Source organism: Faecalibacterium sp. An77 (assembly GCF_002161315.1).
In the GTDB taxonomy this organism is placed as follows: domain Bacteria; phylum Bacillota; class Clostridia; order Oscillospirales; family Ruminococcaceae; genus Faecalibacterium.
Genome location: NZ_NFHK01000022.1, coordinates 27,504 through 41,300, shown reverse-complemented (window position 1 = coordinate 41,300; position 13,797 = coordinate 27,504). Strand labels below are relative to the sequence as shown.

Annotated in this window: 14 protein-coding genes and 1 tRNA gene; 1 reads left to right on the top strand and 14 read right to left on the bottom strand. The window is 62.5% G+C overall.

What is annotated here, in order from left to right; all coding sequences use genetic code 11:
- Positions 1-158: 158 nt before the first annotated feature.
- Both B5G28_RS08755 and B5G28_RS08750 read right to left on the bottom strand, forming a co-directional pair.
- On the bottom strand, positions 159-536 hold the full coding sequence (locus tag B5G28_RS08755) for a PH domain-containing protein (protein WP_087247936.1): 378 nt from the start codon (positions 534-536) through the stop codon (positions 159-161).
- 45 nt (positions 537-581) lie between these two features.
- Positions 582-1,070 carry an HAD domain-containing protein gene (locus tag B5G28_RS08750; protein ID WP_087247934.1) on the bottom strand — a complete coding sequence of 163 codons (489 nt, stop codon included), beginning with the start codon at positions 1,068-1,070 and terminating at the stop codon, positions 582-584.
- A 114-nt stretch (positions 1,071-1,184) separates the two neighbouring features.
- Here B5G28_RS08750 and B5G28_RS08745 point away from each other — a divergent pair.
- Positions 1,185-1,260, top strand: a tRNA-Pro gene (locus B5G28_RS08745).
- Between the two features lie 167 nt (positions 1,261-1,427).
- On the opposite strand, the gene B5G28_RS08740 is transcribed toward B5G28_RS08745, so the two are convergent.
- The 12 genes from B5G28_RS08740 to B5G28_RS08690 all read right to left on the bottom strand — a co-directional run bounded on the left by B5G28_RS08740 (position 1,428) and on the right by B5G28_RS08690 (position 13,783).
- Positions 1,428-2,237 (bottom strand): hypothetical protein, encoded by an 810-nt coding sequence (locus B5G28_RS08740; protein WP_087247932.1) that lies wholly within the window; start codon positions 2,235-2,237, stop codon positions 1,428-1,430.
- Positions 2,238-2,305: 68 nt separating this feature from the next.
- Entirely contained in the window at positions 2,306-2,560 is a 255-nt protein-coding gene (locus B5G28_RS08735; protein ID WP_087247930.1) for a phage holin, read from the bottom strand.
- A gap of 104 nt (positions 2,561-2,664) precedes the next feature.
- A complete protein-coding gene (locus tag B5G28_RS15150) occupies positions 2,665-2,766 on the bottom strand; it encodes a CD1375 family protein (protein WP_255396777.1) in 102 nt (33 codons plus the stop codon).
- Positions 2,766-3,074, bottom strand: a complete 309-nt coding sequence (locus tag B5G28_RS08730; RefSeq protein ID WP_087247928.1) for a hypothetical protein — start codon at positions 3,072-3,074, stop codon at positions 2,766-2,768. Before B5G28_RS08730 ends, B5G28_RS15150 begins: the two co-directional genes overlap by 1 nt.
- Positions 3,075-3,089: 15 nt before the next feature.
- On the bottom strand, positions 3,090-5,057 hold the full coding sequence (locus B5G28_RS08725; RefSeq protein ID WP_087247926.1) for a hypothetical protein: 1,968 nt from the start codon (positions 5,055-5,057) through the stop codon (positions 3,090-3,092).
- A gap of 14 nt (positions 5,058-5,071) precedes the next feature.
- Positions 5,072-5,326: a hypothetical protein gene (locus B5G28_RS08720; protein WP_087247924.1), complete on the bottom strand. Its 255-nt coding sequence runs from the start codon at positions 5,324-5,326 to the stop codon at positions 5,072-5,074.
- 9 nt (positions 5,327-5,335) lie between these two features.
- A complete protein-coding gene (locus tag B5G28_RS08715) occupies positions 5,336-5,740 on the bottom strand; it encodes a D-Ala-D-Ala carboxypeptidase family metallohydrolase (RefSeq protein ID WP_087247923.1) in 405 nt (134 codons plus the stop codon).
- Positions 5,741-5,756: 16 nt separating this feature from the next.
- Positions 5,757-7,010, bottom strand: coding sequence for a DUF6273 domain-containing protein (locus B5G28_RS08710; RefSeq protein ID WP_087247921.1), 1,254 nt, complete (start codon positions 7,008-7,010; stop codon positions 5,757-5,759).
- Positions 7,011-7,023: 13 nt separating this feature from the next.
- Positions 7,024-8,124 (bottom strand): hypothetical protein, encoded by a 1,101-nt coding sequence (locus B5G28_RS08705; RefSeq protein ID WP_087247919.1) that lies wholly within the window; start codon positions 8,122-8,124, stop codon positions 7,024-7,026.
- A gap of 13 nt (positions 8,125-8,137) precedes the next feature.
- Positions 8,138-9,748, bottom strand: a complete 1,611-nt coding sequence (locus tag B5G28_RS08700) for a phage tail protein (RefSeq protein WP_087247917.1) — start codon at positions 9,746-9,748, stop codon at positions 8,138-8,140.
- A gap of 10 nt (positions 9,749-9,758) precedes the next feature.
- On the bottom strand, positions 9,759-10,451 hold the full coding sequence (locus tag B5G28_RS08695) for a hypothetical protein (protein ID WP_087247914.1): 693 nt from the start codon (positions 10,449-10,451) through the stop codon (positions 9,759-9,761).
- Positions 10,451-13,783: a tape measure protein gene (locus tag B5G28_RS08690; RefSeq protein ID WP_087247912.1), complete on the bottom strand. Its 3,333-nt coding sequence runs from the start codon at positions 13,781-13,783 to the stop codon at positions 10,451-10,453. Before B5G28_RS08690 ends, B5G28_RS08695 begins: the two co-directional genes overlap by 1 nt.
- Between the last annotated feature and the right edge of the window lie 14 nt (positions 13,784-13,797).

Sequence of the window (13,797 nt, the reverse complement as noted above, 5' to 3'; positions counted from 1 at the left end):
TCCAGACAAAGACTGGCCTGGCTCCGCTCTCGCTTCGCCAGGCCAGTCTTTGATTCGTTTACTTCTACCCCTTGCAGGCCTCTTTTTTGTACTGTCCGCACAATATGGGGCGGTTCAAAGGGGAGAGGCGCCGGGCGCTTTTATATGCCGGGCAGGATTCAGCCCGAGATGGCGTTCTCGATGACGCGGCAGAGCAGGGCCAGGTCGGAACCGGCCAGCAGCTCAAACTTGACGGCCCCCAGGCCGGAATACCACAGCTGCAGCTCGCCGTCCAGATCGCCCATGCCGGCGGACTCGATGGCGTAGGCCTGCACCCGGCGGTAGGGCAGGGAGGTGAAGGACTTTTTCATCCCAGTGACCCCCTGGACGTTGATGGCGATGACCCGGCGGTCGGTAAAGACGACGCCGTCCCGGACGCTCTGGAAGGCCTGGACCACCTGTTCACCGGGGGTGAGCAGAGGCTGGATCAGGCGCTCCAGCTTGGAGTCGTTGACCGGGCGCAGCTTGAGGAAGGACGGGTTTTCAAAATCAATCATGGCGGACACCTCTTTCGTTGGATGGTTAGGGTGAGTATAACAGATTCAGACGCCGGGGGCAACCCCGGCCAAAAGGTCCAGCGCCTGCCGGAAATCCCTCCGGCGCAGTCCCCGCATGCTGTCCACCTCCACCAGCCGGGCTTTCAGGGCCGGCGTGCCGGTGAACTCGTCGGGCCGGTCGTCCAGGATGACAAAGCCGGCGCCGGGGTGCTGTTCCAGCCAGGCGGCGATCTCCTCCCCCTTGCTCCGGCCCAGAATGGGGGCCAGATCCCATACCGGGGTGCCGTTGGCCTCCAGGGTGCGGTAGAAGTGGTCCCGGATGGCCTGCATGAAAGGGTCGTCGTCCTCAAAGCTGTACCGCCAGGAGGAGGACAACACCACCCGGGCGCCGGTGCGCCGTACCAGCCGGCGCAGCAGCCCCAGGGCGATGGGGTCAAAGAAGGGCCGCTCCATGGGCCGGCGGAACAGCCAGTTCAGCCGGACGCTGAGGGGCGTGCAGAGAACGCCGTCGATATCCAGGAAAATCACCGTCATAACAGGGCCTCCGTCGGGGTGGGCAGGTGCTGGCTTTATTGTAGCACGGCCCGGCCCCGCCGGCAACTGCCGATTGACGAAACGCCCCAAACGCGGTATACTATAGAGCAGTGCCGGGGTGTTGCGCAGTTGGTAGCGCGCCTGCTTTGGGAGCAGGAGGCCGCGAGTTCGAGTCTCGCCACTCCGACCAAGAGAAAACCCTGCATGAATGCTTGAAAAATCAAGTGTTCATGCAGGGTTCCTTTGCTTTTGTGCCCCGTGTGCAGGTGTCCGCAAATGCTTGCTTTTGAGCCGTTACGATTTTAAGAAATCGTAAAAAACTCGTAATGCAAAACGAAAAGCCCCCGTGTTACACCGTCAAGGTGCAGCACAGGGGCGTTTGTTGTCTTTGGAGTTCAGTTCTTTGACGATCTGCCGCTCGCGGGCGGACAGCTCCCAGATTTTGGCGGCGGTGTCTGGATTGGTGAAGGTTTTCTCTACGGCTGTTTTACGGGCAGCAGCTCGGTCTGAGATCAGCAGGGCGCCGCCGAAGGCTTCTTTGCCTTCAGCCCGCATGGCATCCAGGCCACGGACAAACACCGCTTCCCGCCGGGGCAGCTCATAGAGGACACCGTGCCGGGCAAGGGCGAGGACGCCCTGAGTGGTGAGCAGGTTGGCCGGGTACTGGTAGACCGTCCGCTTGATGGTGCGACCCTTTTGCTGGGCGGCCTTGATGGCCTCGCCGAGATCGGGGGTGATCTCCACTGCGTTGTCCCCGTAGGAGGTCACAAAAGCGGTGTTGACCTGGGCTCCGTTGTGGTAGGTGATGCGGCTGTCGGCGTAGACCACGCCCGCACCGTGCCGGGTCAGGCCCAGCGCGGTCAGCCCGGGCGCAAAAAGGAAAAAGGGGATCTGGCGCGCCTGGTAGAACTGCACGATCTTGGCCAGGCAGGAAAACGGCGGGTTGTCCAGCACTACCGCCCCGGCGGGGTAGTCGAAGTGCTCATAGTCGCCGCCGGGCCAGAAGGGCCGCACCGTGCAGGCCGGGTCGATGCCGTACCGCCGGCAGGCCCAAGCCTTGACCGCCTCATAAACGGCGGGCGGGGTGTAACAGTCATCGGTGGTCTTTTTGGGCTTGAACTTTTCCACAAAGCCCTCGTAATCGTTGAATTTTTCCTCGCGGGTCATAAAATACCTCCTAAAAATCAGAAAAAGGGCAGCCCCCATGTGCGGGGGCTGCCAGTGGATCGATGGGTTTACTGCTTGCGTGCGGCGTTCATGTGCTGGTCACCGATGCGGGCGGGGAGGGTGAAGCTATTGTTCTTCCACCAGGCGGCCAGGGATGCGGCCACCGTGAAGCCGGTGGTCACCAGGGTCTCCAGCTGGCTGTCCTCGATGGGCAGCACAGGGTGGCCGGTGGCCGACAGGATCTGGTTGGTTAATGCCATGGCCAGACAGACGGTGCGGGCGATGGTGCCGGCGGTGGTGGTCAGATTGGTATTGGTGTTCATATTTTTCCTCTTTCTTTCAAAACGTGTTCAAAAACGGGTTAAAAAAGTGAATGAGACTTTGAAAACCCTTTGAAACCTGCTAAAAAATCTTAAAAAAGCAGGTTTCAGACATCCATTTTCTGGGCCACCTGGTCCCGCCAGAGGGCGGGCACCTCGGCCAAGGTCATCCGGTCAGTCTTGATCCAGCGGACATAAATTGCCACCATTATGCCTCACCTCCTGCCTCGGTCGTGGTCTGGGGCGCCGCCAGGGTGAGCAGCTGGGCAACCTGCCCGGCCAGCTCGATCAGGGCGGCATCATGCTCCAGGCTGGCGGCTTCCAGCTGCTGGAGCCGGGCCTCGGTATCCTGGGGCGCGGCGCTGCCATACTGCTGGGCCAGGGCGGTCAGCTCATTGGCCTGGTCCTGGGTGATCTCCAGGGCGTCGGCCAGGGCGGTGATCCGGGCGACAGCGGCCTCCACCGTGAAGGGGCGGCCGTTGGTCAATCTGTTTTTCAGGACTTCATAACTGGTCATGGTTTAGTTGCCTCCTTAAATGCCGGTCTGCGCTGCCTCCAGGGCGGCCAGGCGCTTGTCTATGGATTCGCGGTATTTGTTGCCATCTATCACATAGCTAACCTCCAGCCCGGCCACCGGCTCGGCGGTCGAAACTACGGTGGTTCCGGAGTAGGTTTGCAGTGCGCGGTAGGCGGCGATTTCTTCATCGGAGAGCGGGGTGGTGACAATTTCTGTCGTTGGATAAAGCACGCTAATAGGATTTTGCGCCAGCCAATTTCTCCATGAAGCAATGTCTCCCGTTATGTTGTTGTAAAAAAACAAGTTGCTTCGATTGCTATAAACTACTGCAACGTCTGGTTCAGTACCGCCACTAATAACTTCTGCTTTAAATCTGTCGCATAAAAAGTTTGCGCTGTTATTAGTAGTATCATAATACAAATCCGAAATTTGGATATAAGCGCGATTTGTACTCCCGTCTCCCACTGCTTGAATCATCCATTTTTCGTCGTCCGATCCGTCAAAAATCACTTTTTTTGTATACTTTTTAACTCCATTTTGATCCACCACATCACAAATCCGCTGCTGCCCCGCACTGTCTACATAGTTTCCCCCGCTGGTTACCGGAACGCCGGACAGGCCGGATGGGGTAGAGAGGGGGAGGGACTGGGAGACGTAGGGTTGCCACGGTAACGCAGATGCACCAACGTTAAGCATTGGATAAAACAAGTTGTTAGCAAATACTGTTGATTCCAGAAATTGTTTGCTAGTAACCCAAGTTACCGGAAACGGTGAATCAAGAGTGAAAGCCGCATCTTGATACCCAACACCAGAAATCATATTTACAATTCGCACATCTTTAACATAGTAAGTGCCCGGCAGTAAAGTAAACAATGGGTTTCTATTGCTATAGCTTCCAGCAATATTTACCGAAATGTTTATGCCTTCTTGCATTTGTCCATTATAAACAAGCACTCCGTTTTGATTTTCTACGCTGACTCCGTTTGCAAAGCCAGAAGAAAACCCTGAAATATCAAGTAAATTTGCGCCCGTCACATTCAGCTCAACACTCCCGCCCTCTCCCGCGCTGACGATCGGCACGGGACTTTCAGGAGACGGTGTTCCATTCTGGACACTCTTGCCATAGATCTTCAGCCCCTGCAGCCCCCATGCCGCGCTGTTTTCGCAGACGGCGGGATTGCCGGTGACGGTGGGCCGGATGGTCGCCTCAATGGGTGCCAAGGCTGCCAGGTTGTAGCCGGTGCCGTCGAGCTTGACGGTGACCGACTGCCAGGCGGCGTCAGAGGACACAGCGGGCAGGGCGGGGGCCGCTGCTGCGATTTTGTCCAGGGCCTCGGTCTCAGCATCCTTGACTTTCTGCTGGGCCTCCTGGCCGGCGGTCTGGACCTGGGTCAGGGCTTCGCCGGCGGCTGCGGCACTGCCCGCCGCCTGGCTGGCGCTGGCAGAGGCTTGGCCCGCGCTGGTGTTGGCGGCGCCTGCGCTCTGCTGGGCATTTGCTGCACTGCCGGCTGCCTGGTTGGCACTGGCAGCTGCGGCCTCTTTAGCCTGACCGGTTTGCTGGGCGGCCTGCAAAATGGCATCCTTGTCAGCTGCCATCTGGTTCAGGACGCCCTCCACAATGCCGGGGGTGTAGGGTTCCTCGTCCCGGCCCAGGGCGGGGCTGTGGCTGGCTACGGTATAGGCCAGATCGGTGGAGTTCACCAGGCGGTCCTGGTCGAAGCCCTGAAAGACGATCCTGCCCTGCATCATGCTCAAGGGCTGTGCGGTGGCCTCCCAGGGGACATCCAGCAGGCCATTGGCCGGCAGATGAACCGCCACTTTGCTGGGGTGGAAAACCACCTGGATGGTCAGACCCTCCCAGCCCTTGCCCTGTGTCACTTGGAGCTGTTCGTTGCCATGGCTGCCTGCGGTGCCCAGATGAATGGTGCTGCTTCCGCGGGAGCGTGCATAGTAGCCATCCAGCTCAATGGAATGGGTATTCATACATCAATCTCCTCCTATGTTTTTTCTTCGAGTTGTGTTCGGAGCCGTTCGGTGGTCTGTTCCAGGTCATGGATGCGGTGGTCGGCAGCCTTGCATTTTTCCTCCAGTACCGGGACCCGCTGTGCAAAATTGTTATGGAGCCGGACCTCCCGGGTCAATTCCTCCAGCTTGGTGTCGGTGACGGCCTGGCTTTTGCTGTTGGCAATCAGGACGCCGATCAGGGTCACCACCCCCGACAGGGCGGCCGCAATGATGCTTTCCAACGGCATCACCCCCTCTCAGGTCCGGTAGTCGAAGCGGCTTTTGTCCGCCCGGACGTCGATGTGGACAAAGGTGTTGTAAATGCCCAGGCCGCCATGATTGCCCAGCAGCTGGTCTGCGTAGGCGTAGACCTCGGCGGGGGTGTGGCCCTCCACCCAGATGTCCGCGGCCAGGCCGCTGCAGTGCTGGCTCTTGGGGCTGCTGTCCTTGACGCTGGCGTTGTAGCTGACGGTGCGGTAGCCCGAGTTGATGTGTAGCGGTGCCCCGAAATGCACCCGGATGTTCTCCAGGATGTCGATCAGGGTCTGGCTGATGAACACCGGCCGGGAGCCGTCGCCGCAGGCCACCTCGTGGACTTGGATATGGGGCGACAGCTGCCGGTTGGCCTCGGTGTTTCTGTCATAAACTTTCACGTCGTACATAGAAAAGACTCCTCTCTTACTGGGCAGCTGCTGAGCGGATGGTGCCGCTGACTGCTGCAATATACCCGCCGGTGCCTGAGCTGCCCCGCTCCACCGTCAGCTTGAACTGAAAAGCCCAGCCGTTTTGGGCGGTCTGGTTGGTGAAGGTGATCCGCTCACCGGCTTTGCTGGCCTGAGTAGCGTCCTGCCATACGGGGGCGTCGTCCAGAGCGTTGTTGGTGATCTGGACGCTGTAAGCGGCATCGTCGGGGATGCTGCCCTCCACCAGGATGGAAGCAGAAAGAATTTGCCCATCGGTGCAGATGGGGCTGGCCAGGGTCAGGCTGGCCGCAGCAGCGGCCTTCTCGAACGAGGCGGTGAAAACGGTGCTCAGGTCTCCGTCGCTGGCTGTCACCTGCAGGCTGTGGGGGCCGATGCTGAGGGAACCAAAGCTCTGGTCGCTGGTCATGGCCTCAAAATTGGTGAGGATGCCTCCGCTGCCGCTCCAGGTGCGGGTGGTTATTTCGTCCACTGCTTCGGTGATGGTCAGGCTGTCGCCATCGGGATCGGAGGGGGTGTACTGAAAGTAAAAAGGCGCATTTTGGCTGCCCAGGTTCACCCCGCTGGCCCCGCTGGGGCTGGTGATGACAGGGGCGGAATTGGGGACCAGGGTGCCGTCAACATCCACCGAAGCCCCCGGCGGAAGGATCAATACCGGCCGGAGGCCGTAGCTGCTGGATGCTCCACGGTAGGTACAGTCGCCCGAGGTGCTGGAAACAACCCAGACGCTTTCGTTGCTGTCGGAGTAAAGAGAACGGGTCCAGTACCAGGTGGGGGTGCCGTCCAGGCTGGCGACACGGCGGATGTCGGCGGTGCTGAACCCTTCAAAGTAAGCCAGGCACTTGCCGTCTTCTTTCATGCCGGTTTTGTCCTCGGATGTCCATCCCAGCTCATAGGCCGAGAGCAGAAAAATCTGGGTTTCCAGGCCATCGGAACCGCTGTGAATGGAACCACTTTCTAGATAGGGAATTTTCACCGTCTTAACCTGAGCCTGGACGGTACTGTCCAGAACGGGCAGAAAATTCCCTTTCAACCAGGTATCTGTGGCCGCAAGGCTGCTCCACGACCGCTTGGCGTACAGGTCTTTCATCATCAGCCAGGTGCCGTCACAGCTGGCGTCGTAGAGGGCGGGATCAGGGTTGCCCTGGTGCACCACCAAAAAGTCTGTGAGGCTATTGCTTACCTTCAGTGACAACGTGTCGCCTACAGCGAAATCACACAGTTTTTTCATGCTGCCCTCCTTATCAGAACTCCAGGCGCTGAAGGGCCTGATTCCAGACACCGGTATAGACCAGGCCGCTCATGGTGCCAAAATCTGCGCTGTAGGGCTGATCTACGGCGCCCGAGCCTCCGCCGCCGGTCAGTTCCAGTGCCTTGACCCGGGCTTCCAACGCGTCCAGCTGCCGGTCCATTTCTGTGGCACTGGCCGCGCCGATGGTGCTGCGGACACTGGTCCGGTCTCCATCGGTCCAGGCGGCGGAAGCCCAGGCTGAGGCCAGGGCCAGCTTGACCGCCAGAGGCAGCAGGGCAGGCACAATGGGAGCCCAGGCATCGGTCATGGCGGCCAGCTGCTGGGCGCTGGCCGGCGTCAGCTGAAGGCGACCGCCGGAGGTCTCCAGGCCCCCGCCGCCGATCAGGATGGTGCGGGTGGTGACCGCGCCGGTCTTGGGGTCCACGGCATCCACTGCCAGCAGACCGCCGGCCGCAGGGGCAGAGGGCCGGGCCACCGCACCCACCGCCTGGGCGTCCAGGGTGACGGCGCCGCCCATCCCGTTGACCGACAGCACAAGGCCTTCTTCGGGGGCAATGGCTTCGGCCCGCTGGGCAGCAGCTTCGGCCCGGTCTGCGGCCGAGGCCAGAAGGTTGGCGGCCTGCACAGCCTGTTGGGCGGCTTTTTCGGCACGGCTGGCCGCCGAAGATGCGGCCTCATTGGGGGCAGTGGGGTCGCTGGCGTCGGCCACGGCTCCCCGCTGCACCATGCACAGCAGCTCCCAGGTGTGCAGGCGGCTGCCGTCGGTCCCCACCAGGGCGACGTTGACCGCCACAGGCCCCGCCTGGCGGCACAGATTCCAGTCCAGCTCAATGGTCAGCACGCTGCCGGACAGGTTCCAGGCGCTGCGGGTGGTGCCGTCCGGGTCCATGATTTGACTGTAACTGCCCACAGTACCCGAGGCCCGCCGCCAGCCGATGATGCAGCTGGTGCCGGCCGGCGGGGTGTAGGGCTGGCCCTCGACATAAAGGGACAGCGCCGCCAGCCGGCTGTACTGGTCTCCGGCTGCGGCATACAGGACGGCAGGGGGGCCGGGCTGGGTCAGTTCGATGGGGATGTTTTGGGTGGTTGTCATGGTCTCACCTCGTTCACAGAAAGCCATAGAGGATATAGGGCACGCAGCTGGACGGGTCGGGGATCAGCTGCTGGTCAGCGGTACAGCTGGCGCCTGCGCCGAAGGTGATGCCCTTGGGGCCGGCGGTGAAGCTGCGGGCCCGGGGCACCCCGTCCAGACAGACCACCCGGTTTTCCACCCCGTTGGTGGGGGATACCACAAACTGGAGCGGCCCGGTCGGGGGCTGGCCTTCGGCGGGGTTTTGGGTCGGGGCCGAAGCCAGAAACCCCACATGGACCGCGGCATAGCCGGACAGCTCCAGCTCCAGCACCGTGCCCTCGGCCATGCCGCCGGCCGGGTCAGGATTGCGCCAAAGGACGGTCTGGTTGCGCACCCCGCAGAACCGGAGTCCGTCGCTGCCCACCTGGACACTGACCGCGCTGCCGGCGCTGGCCCGGCCAAAGGTGATGGTATCGCCGGCGTCGGTAATGTAGGCAGTGGCGGTGGAGGCGGCGGTGACAGCTGCCTGGTTTGCCTTGGCCGCAGCCAGCTGGGCCGCGGCGGCTGCGGCGGAAGCCGAGCCGACCTGTTTGTCTGCACTGTAGGCCCGGATGGCCGCGTCACGGGCCACCGAATAGGTCTGCCCGGCGGTGGCCGACAGGGTGCCCGGGACAGTGGACAGGGTGACCTCGTTTTTCTCGGGGCGGCAGGGATAGCGCTTGAACCGGGCGATCTCCTGATAGCTGCGGCTGTAGTCGTCCCGGTCGATCAGGATGACGGTGTCGTAGAGGTCGATTTTCAAATGGGCGTATTCCTGGGGCCGCAGGCGATAGAGGTCCGCCACCTTGCAGGTGTAGCTGCGGGAGATGGCTGCCGCCGTTTTCACCTGGCTGGCAGCGGTGGTCTGGAGGGTGTCCAGGTCGGTGATATCCTCGTTGACTTCCACATGAGAGACGATGGGCTCGTTTTCTGCCCGGTGCTCCACATAGAAAGGCTCCGGCAGCATCAGGCCGTCGGCCCCGATCAGGTACAGCCGGTTGTAATATTCGCCCCGCTGGGCCTTGCCCCGAATCTGGGGCGACTCCAACAGGTTTAAATCCTCGGTCAGGTAGGCGCCGGTGGGCTGCCGCTGGCCGGGGGAACACAGGTGCACGATCTTTTTGGCGTTGTCGTACTGGGCCCCCAGGTCGTTCCCCCAGACCTCCAGCGCCTGGGTGATGGCTTCCAGCGGGGTGCCATAGAAGGTTTCCATCTGCTGCACGTCCACCCGGCCCGACTGGTCGTCCACCGTCCAGCCGGTGCCGTTCAGGATGGCCCGTACCGTCTCGCCCAGGGGCAACCATTGGGTGCCATGGGCGTCGGCCCGGTTGTCCCAGCCGATCAGCGCCCCCGCGCACAGGCTGTCCAGATCCAGCTCGGCTTCCAGGTCCAGGCTGCTTTTGCCCCGGTCGTACTTGCTGACCCGATAGACCTGGCCGTCCTCGCTGTCATAAATCTGGGTGCGCTCCTGGATGGAGAGCAGCTGGGGATGGCCTTTGGGCAGGCTCAGATGAAGAACGTTGTCCGCGCCGTTCCACTCGTCCTGGATGTAGTAGTCCTCGCAGTCCACAGTCTGCATGGCGCCGTCCTGCATGATTTCCAGCATGGGCACCTCCTCACAGGTAAATAGGGTAATATTCCACGGTCAGGGCGTCGGGGGCGGTCAGGATGTTTTCCCCCGGCGCCAGCAGAGGCCAGCGGGTCAGATCGCACTGGTTCAGGGCGTTTTCGCCGTTGCGGGTAACGATTCGGTGGATTCCGTCCAGACAGAGCACGTCCCCCGCCGACACCGTGACCCAGAGAATCCCCGCCATCAGGTAGGAGGTGGACAGGGCCCCTGCGGTGCAGGTGATCCGGCATTCCATGTCGGGGGCGGTGCCCTTGACCCAGATTCTGCCGCCCCCGGCGGGCAGGCAGACTGTCTCCAGCGGCCCATGCCGGAAGCCGCTGAGCTTGTAGCTGCCCGCCAGAATGCAGCCATCCTGGGAATATTCGGTCACTTCCCCGATCTCGTCACAGCTGGCGGTGTAGAGAAAGCCGTCCGGCAAAGCCAGCTCCACCGGGTCGGCCAGCAGGGCGGCGTCCAGGGCGCTTTTCTTCTGCTGGGCGTCCCGGGGGCTCTGGCCGAAAACGTGGACCGGCAGGGAAAGCTGTTTCAGCCCCACCCGGCTGCCTGCCGGCACAAAACGCATCCCGGCAGCGGGACGCACCCGGGTGCGCTCCAGGCTGGCCCCGCCCACGCTGTAGCTGGCCAGCAGCCGGGCCCCGAACTCGGAGGAACCCCGGCCGTCAATATAAAAGTCATCCATCAGAATGCAAGCTCCTCATCCATGTAAGGCGCGGTGGCCCGTGCGATTTCTTTGCCGTCCAGTTCCAGCACCGTGGTGCTCTCGCCATGCCAGCTGGCGTTCAGCCGGGCGGTGGTCTGGCCGCTGCCGGCCTGGTAGTTGGTGACCGCCCGGGTGTTCTGAAGTTGGACGGCCGCCCGGGCCGCCGCCAGCATGGCGCTGTAATCGGTGACGCCGGTGGTGGGCCCGCCTCCGCCGGTCTGGTACCGGGGCGGGTTGCGGATCAGCTCGGTGTTTTCCTCCAGAGCGGCGGTGTTTTCTTCCAGGGCATCGGTATTGGCGGTGTAATCGGGCAGGTCGGCGGAGAGGTCGGTTTGGGTGTCTGCCTTGGTGGGGGAGGCGCTGGTGATGGTGTTGGCGGCCTGTCCTTTCCGGCTGGCGGAGCCGTCCGGCAAATCAATCACCTTGAAGCCCAAAAACCGCAGCAGTGAATTGATCAGGCTCACCACCAGACGCACCGCTGCGTTGATGGCCTGGGCCACCCAGAGAACCGGCTGCAGCAGCCAGTTCAGCAGCTCGCCCAGGGCTTGCAGCGCCGGAGACAGCAGGGCCGACACGATGGAAGCAATGGTGTTCAGCAGCAGGGCCAGGGTCTCCAGCAGGGGGCCAAGGGCCATCAGGATGGGCTGCAGGGCGGTGAGGGCACTGGTGACCAGGCTGCCGAACAGCCCCAGCAGGGTGCGCAGCAAATCGCCGGTGGCTTCCAGGGCGGGCTGCAAAGCCAGCAGCACGGGCAGCAGGGTGCTCAGAATCTGCTGGATGATGGGGACCATGGTCTCCATCATCTCGATGCCGATGCCTGCGATGGTATCCGAGATCAGGGCGGTGAGCTGGTCCAGCTGGGCCAGCATTTCGCTGCTCTGCTCCAGGAAGGGCTGCAGCACATCCAGCGCGGCGCTCAGCCCGGCGGTGAGGGCCTGGCCGTCGGCGGTCAGTTCCTGGACTTTGGCCTGCAGAGCCTGGCTCTGCTCCACCGTATAGGCGAAGGCGGAGGCCACCCCCGCCACCCCCGCGGACACAGCGGCCGCGGCGGCCGCCACACCCAGCACGACAGGCCCCAGCTCGGCGATAACGCTCAGCAGACCCTCCACCCCGCCGGAAATGCCCACCTGGCCCAGCACGTTGTCCAGCAGGGCGCCGGTGACCGAGCTGGTGTCCTGCAGGCCGGCCACCAGGCTTTCGGCGATGGTTTTGCCGGCCGCGGCCAGGCCCGCAAAGCCGTCCTGTGCAAAAGCGGTTTCCAGGGTATCGGCCCAGCTCTGGGCCAGGTTCACCAGTTGCTGCCGGGTGGCAATGTCCAGCTTTTGCCAGGCGATTTCACCAGCATCCAGCAGCGCATTGTCCAGATTCCCGCCCAGGACGTCGGCGGCAAGACTTTGCAGCTTTTTCAGGTAGCCGCTGTTCCAGGTGTCGGCCAGCTGCTCCTGGGCTGCTTCCAGCTGCCGGGCGGCCTGCTTGGCTGTATCGAGGCTGTCCCGGTAGGCGTCCAGGGCTTTTTTCGCGCTCTCGACGGCGTTTTCTTCCTGTTCCAGCTGCTGGGCCAGATATTGGCTCATCTCGCTGGCCGCGCCGGAGCTGGCGATGCTGTCGTCCAGCAGCTGCTTGTACTTGCCGACGTTGGTCTGGGCGGTATCGTAGGCCGCCTCCAGGACGGCCAGGCGGCTGGCCTGTTCCTGGGCGGCGCTGCCGGTATAGACAAAGCTGTCGCCCAGGCCGGCCATGGCCTTTTCGGTTTTGTCGGCCAGAGTTTCGGTCTGCTGGGCGGCCTTGGCGCCCGAGGCGGAGAGGGTGTCCAGGGCAGTGGAAAAGGCATAGGTGGACGCCGCAGCCTTTTCGGCTGCGGTGCGGTAGTCACCATCCTTCTGGTCTTGATCGGTGGTTTGGAAATGGTCGCCGAGCTGCTTCCAGTAGTCGTCGTTCTTGACGCTGCCCCGGTGGTAGGGGTTGGCGGCCTGGTCAATGGAGGCCCCTGCGTCCTGGACGGCCTCGCCGCTCATGATGCTCTGAACTGCGTTCCAGCCGTCCCGGGCTACTTGCTTGGCGCTCTCCACCAGGTCGCCCACCGCGTTGATGACGGTGTTGACCAGGTTGGGCAATGCGTCCACAAAACCCTGGATAATGCCCGAGATGATCTGGATACCGACGTCGATAAAGTCGCCCGACAGGAAAAAGTCGATGATGGCCAGGACGATCTGGGCGACGGCGGCTTCCAGGTTTACCATCATGCCCAGCAGGCCGGCGATCAGGCTGCCGATCATCTGGCCGCCCGAGTTGGCGACGGCAGGCAGGTTCTGAATCACACCGGTTATAAAATCGGTGACGGTCTGAACCGCGGTATTAACCACCTGCGGAAGGGCAGAAATCGCGCCCTGGGCAAATTCAAAGACGATCTGCACACCGGCGGCCATCATGGCGCCGGGGCCTTCGCTTTGCAGGGTTTCACTCAGGGTGTCAACCCATCCCGCGGCGGCGGATACAAGCTCTCCCTGGGCCTCGAACAGGCCCTCGGTGAGGGCGCCGGCAAGCTGGGCGGCATTGTCGCCTAGGGTGTCCATCTGGCCCTGCAGGGTCTGGCTGTAGGCCTCCATGGCGCCCGCATACCGGCCGCCCTCGGCGCTGGCGGCTTTCAGGGCTTCGGCCAGCAGGTCATAGCTGATGGTCAGCTGCTGGACTTCATCCCGTGCCAGACCGGTATAGTCGGCCAGCAGGCCATAGATGTCGATGCCGGCATAGGCGAACTGCTTGATGTCCACCGCCGCTGCCTCGCCCACGTTGGCGATCTGCTGGAGGTTGGCAGCCATCCGCTGCAATTCCTCGTTGCCGCCGCCCGAGGCGCTGACTGCATTGCCCAGGGCGTTGATGACCTGCCGGGCCTCCTCGGCGCTCTGGCCGGTGGAGATCAGCAGCCGGTTGGCGGACACCAGCCCCGCCACGTCAAAGGGGGTCTTGGCGGCGTCGGCCTTGATGGCGTCCAGGGCCGCGTTGGCGGATTCGGCGTCCCCCAGCAGGTTTTCAAAGGCCAGCTGGTAGTTCTCCATCTGGCGGTTGAACTCCAGGCCGGTGGAAACCACCGTGGACACCATCTGAACTGCCTGGGCGCCGATTTTGGCCAGTGCAGTGCCGGCGGCCACCGAGATGGCATTCATCCCCATCGAGATCAGGGCGGAAGCTTTGCCGGCTTTGCTGGCGCCTTTGTCCATGGCGTCGCCCAGTTTTTCGGTCAGGCCCTGGGCGGACTTCTCCGCCTGTGAAGTGTCAATCCTTGCTTCGCCGTTGATGCTGAAATCTGCCATGTGTCCTATCACCT

Bases quoted from the DNA above. Each gene is read 5' to 3' on its own strand.
- B5G28_RS08750 (WP_087247934.1), bottom strand. From the start codon at position 1,070: ATGACGGTGATTTTCCTGGATATCGACGGCGTTCTCTGCACGCCCCTC.
- B5G28_RS08690 (WP_087247912.1), bottom strand. From the start codon at position 13,783: ATGGCAGATTTCAGCATCAACGGCGAAGCAAGGATTGACACTTCACAG.
- B5G28_RS08695 (WP_087247914.1), bottom strand. From the start codon at position 10,451: ATGGATGACTTTTATATTGACGGCCGGGGTTCCTCCGAGTTCGGGGCC.
- B5G28_RS08710 (WP_087247921.1), bottom strand. From the start codon at position 7,010: ATGAAAAAACTGTGTGATTTCGCTGTAGGCGACACGTTGTCACTGAAG.
- B5G28_RS08705 (WP_087247919.1), bottom strand. From the start codon at position 8,124: ATGACAACCACCCAAAACATCCCCATCGAACTGACCCAGCCCGGCCCC.
- B5G28_RS15150 (WP_255396777.1), bottom strand. From the start codon at position 2,766: ATGGTGGCAATTTATGTCCGCTGGATCAAGACTGACCGGATGACCTTG.
- B5G28_RS08720 (WP_087247924.1), bottom strand. From the start codon at position 5,326: ATGCCGTTGGAAAGCATCATTGCGGCCGCCCTGTCGGGGGTGGTGACC.
- B5G28_RS08700 (WP_087247917.1), bottom strand. From the start codon at position 9,748: ATGCTGGAAATCATGCAGGACGGCGCCATGCAGACTGTGGACTGCGAG.
- B5G28_RS08755 (WP_087247936.1), bottom strand. From the start codon at position 536: ATGATTGATTTTGAAAACCCGTCCTTCCTCAAGCTGCGCCCGGTCAAC.
- B5G28_RS08730 (WP_087247928.1), bottom strand. From the start codon at position 3,074: ATGACCAGTTATGAAGTCCTGAAAAACAGATTGACCAACGGCCGCCCC.
- B5G28_RS08725 (WP_087247926.1), bottom strand. From the start codon at position 5,057: ATGAATACCCATTCCATTGAGCTGGATGGCTACTATGCACGCTCCCGC.
- B5G28_RS08740 (WP_087247932.1), bottom strand. From the start codon at position 2,237: ATGACCCGCGAGGAAAAATTCAACGATTACGAGGGCTTTGTGGAAAAG.
- B5G28_RS08735 (WP_087247930.1), bottom strand. From the start codon at position 2,560: ATGAACACCAATACCAATCTGACCACCACCGCCGGCACCATCGCCCGC.
- B5G28_RS08715 (WP_087247923.1), bottom strand. From the start codon at position 5,740: ATGTACGACGTGAAAGTTTATGACAGAAACACCGAGGCCAACCGGCAG.